Here is a 3255-nt window from a genome sequence, read left to right as displayed (position 1 = left end):
CACCGGCGCTGCTGGATGCCGGCATCCTCGAACTGATCGTGGTCAACCGCTCGGCCGAGCGCGCCGATGCGCTGGTCGATGCGATGAGCGAGCCGGGCCGCGCGATTTCCGCCTATTGGGAAGCGCTGCGCGAACAGGGCGATTTCGAACTGATCATCAACGCCACCTCGGCCGCGCGCGGTGGCGGTGAGGGCTTCAACCTGCCGCTGTCGCTGGTCAACAGCATGACCACGGCGGTGGATCTGAACTACGGCGAGGCGGCCATTCCGTTCCTGGCCTGGGCCCGCGCCTCGGGCTGCCGCAACAGTTTTGACGGGCTGGGCATGCTGGTCGAACAGGCCGCCGAGAGCTTCCAGCAATGGCATGGCATGCGTCCGGAAACCGATGCGGTGTATGCGCAGCTGCGCAGCCGCGATGCGTTCCTGGTCACCGCCGACTGAGCGCGCCATGGAAAGCACGCAGCTGTTGACCACCCTGCTGGTCTCCATCGGCTACCGCCTGCCGGTCCTGATCGCGCTGGGGGTGGCCCTGGTGATGCTGCTGGATACCCCGCGCGGGCGGGTGCGCACGGTGGCGCTGTCGGCACTGGTGCTGCTGCTGGCGGCGACCCTTGTCGGCGGCGTGTTGAGCGTGCTGCCGCTGCTGCTGATCGCCGGTGGCAACTTCGCCGGGCTCAGTGGCCTGAACACGGTGCTGGGCGCGGCCCATTTCGCGCTGTCGCTGCTGGAGGCCACCGGTTTCATCCTGCTGGCGTGGGCGCTGGTACAGGCGCTGCGCCGACAAGCGGCGCGCGGCACGGTGTGATCTGCACGGGCATTCGGTGAATGCGGGCCGGTGTGGGAAAATGCCGGCCTTGATCGCAGCAGGCAGCACAGTGGCGTGACCGAAAAAGTGGAAGCTCCGCGGACCTTGACCGAGGAATTGAAGGCCGGCATCCGCGACGCCTACGCCAAGCTGCAGGCCAACACGCCCGGGTTCAGCACGCGCCGTTCGCAGAGCCAGATGATCGGCGTGGTGTCGCGTGCGCTGGGCACCGGCGGCGTGGGTGTGGTGGAAGCGCCGACCGGCGTGGGCAAGAGTCTGGGCTATCTGACCGCCGGCGTGCCGATCGCGCTGGCCAGCAAGAAGAAGCTGGTGATCAGCACCGGCACCGTGGCGCTGCAGTCGCAGCTGGTCGAGCGCGACATCCCCAATTTCCTGAAGAACACCGGGCTGCAGGCCACCGTGGCGCTGGCCAAGGGGCGCACCCGTTATCTGTGCACGCGCAATGCCGCCGAAGCACAGGGCGAGGGCAGCCAGGAAGGCATGTTCGGCGACGAGGCCCCGCTCTACGACCGGCCGCTGGCGCCGATCGAAATGGATGTGGCCGAGAAGCTGACCAAGGCCTTCATCGAGGGCAAGTGGAATGGCGATCTGGACAACGCACCGGAGCCGGTCACCCCCACCTTGCGCATGCGCATCACCACGCCGGCCTCGGCCTGTGCCGGGCGCCGTTGCGCGTATTCGGCGCAATGCCCGGTGCTGCGCGCGCGTACTGAAGTACGTGATGCGCAGATCATCGTCACCAACCATGCGCTGCTGCTGTCGGCGCTGTCACTGGGCGACAGCGACAGCGGCCAGCCGCTGATCGCCCCGCCCGCCGAGATGCTGCTGGTGCTGGACGAAGGCCACCACATCGGCAACGTCGCCATCGACCAGGGCGCGGCCACCCTGCCGCTGGATGACATGGCCAAGCGCACCGGCCGCCTGCAGATCCTGATCGCCGGCGCCTACCGCGCGGTGGACAAGGACAAGCTCGGCAACCTGCTGCCGAACGAGGCCATCGAGGTGGCGGCGCGGGTGAGCAAGCTGCTCAAGGCCTTCCGCGACGAGATCGCCCAGGTATGGATTCCGCAGCCCGACGAGCGCGAACCAATGTGGCGCGCCGCCAATGGCCGCCTGCCTGAATCCTGGCGCCAGCCGATCGAAGTGCTGGCCGATGAAACCCGCACCCTGCTCAACTGGGCCACGGCGGCGGCTTCGGCGGTGGCCAAGGGCAAGCAGGATGATCCGGCGGTCGAGCGCCTGCAGCGCAATCTGGGCATGGCCCAGGAAATGGTCGAGCAGCAGTACAACCTGTGGGCCGCTGGCGCCGCGAGGACAAGGAGGGCCAGCCGCCGATCGCGCGCTGGATCACCCTGTCGCGCGATGGCGACACCATCCTGCACTGCTCGCCGGTATCGGCGGCGATGGTGCTGCGCAAGCTGCTGTGGGATGAGGTCGACTCGGTGGTGATGACCTCGGCCACGCTGACCGGCGGCGGCGATTTCCAGTCGCTGGCCATCGACAACGGCATTCCCGCAGACGCGGAGATGGTCTCGCTGGCCTCACCGTTCGACCTTCCCCACCAGGCCGAGCTGATCGTGCCGCCGTTCCCGGTGACGCCGGACGACCGCGAGCGCCATCCGAAGGAAGTGGCCAAGTACCTGGCCAGCGAACTGGACTGGGACAAGGGCAGCATGGTGCTGTTCACCTCGCGCTGGAAGATGGAAAAAGTGGCCGAGCTGATGCCGGCGACGCTGCGCAAGAAGGTGCTGGTGCAGGGCGACGGCGCCAAGCAGAAGATGATCGACGAGCACCTCAGGCGCACCGCGGCGGGCGAGGGCTCGGTGCTGTTCGGCCTGAACTCGTTTGGTGAGGGCCTGGACCTGCCGGGCGAGGCCTGCACCACGGTGGTGATCACCCAGGTGCCGTTCGCGGTGCCGACCGATCCGCAGACCTCGACCCTGAGCGAGTGGTTCGAAAGCCGCGGCTTGAACTCGTTCAACCTGATCGCGATCCCGCATGCGCTGCGCACGCTGACCCAGTTCGCCGGGCGCCTGATCCGCACCTCCACCGACACGGGCCGGGTGATCATCCTCGATTCGCGGCTGCTGACCCGTCGCTACGGCAAACGCATCATCGATGCGCTGCCGCCATTCAAGCGCGTGATCGGCTGAGCGTGCGGCCGGTGTGACTGGTGCCGGCCGGCGCCAGTCCGTACAGTGCCTCGCCCTTCCTTGCCTGTCGCCCGCATGTCCGATTTCATCGCCACCTTTCCCTGGACCCTGCCGCTGCAGCGTCTGCAGCAGCGCGATCCGGTGCTGGCGCCGCTGGCGCTGTTCGATGCGGACGGTGCCTTGAACGCGCACGGGCAGGCGCTGGAGCAGCTGCTGCTGGCCGGGCAGGCGCTGGCGCAGCGCGAGGCCGATGTCGCCTTGGTCGCCGATGAGCTGC

At 68.0% G+C, this 3255-nt stretch carries 3 protein-coding genes and 1 pseudogene; all 4 read left to right on the top strand.

What is annotated here, in order from left to right; all coding sequences use genetic code 11:
- On the top strand, positions 1 to 440 hold a 440-nt coding region (locus JCM9942_RS12760; protein WP_054660122.1), incomplete at its 5' end, for a hypothetical protein.
- A 7-nt stretch (positions 441 to 447) separates the two neighbouring features.
- Positions 448 to 804, top strand: coding sequence for a hypothetical protein (locus JCM9942_RS12755; protein ID WP_054660120.1), 357 nt, complete (start codon positions 448 to 450; stop codon positions 802 to 804).
- 75 nt (positions 805 to 879) lie between these two features.
- Positions 880 to 2978: pseudogene (gene dinG, locus JCM9942_RS12750) on the top strand (ATP-dependent DNA helicase DinG).
- Positions 2979 to 3053: 75 nt separating this feature from the next.
- Positions 3054 to 3255, top strand: a 202-nt coding sequence (locus tag JCM9942_RS12745; RefSeq protein ID WP_054660118.1) for a hypothetical protein, incomplete at its 3' end; no start/stop codon positions are given.

The organism is Stenotrophomonas pictorum JCM 9942 (assembly GCF_001310775.1).
In the GTDB taxonomy this organism is placed as follows: Bacteria; Pseudomonadota; Gammaproteobacteria; order Xanthomonadales; family Xanthomonadaceae; genus Stenotrophomonas; species Stenotrophomonas pictorum.
Note: the sequence above shows the minus strand (reverse complement) of the source record. Positions and strands in the feature narration are given on the sequence as shown.

What these genes read in the sequence shown, in the direction of transcription:
- JCM9942_RS12755 (WP_054660120.1), top strand. Translation starts at nt 448, where the DNA reads ATGGAAAGCACGCAGCTGTTGACCACCCTGCTGGTCTCCATCGGCTAC.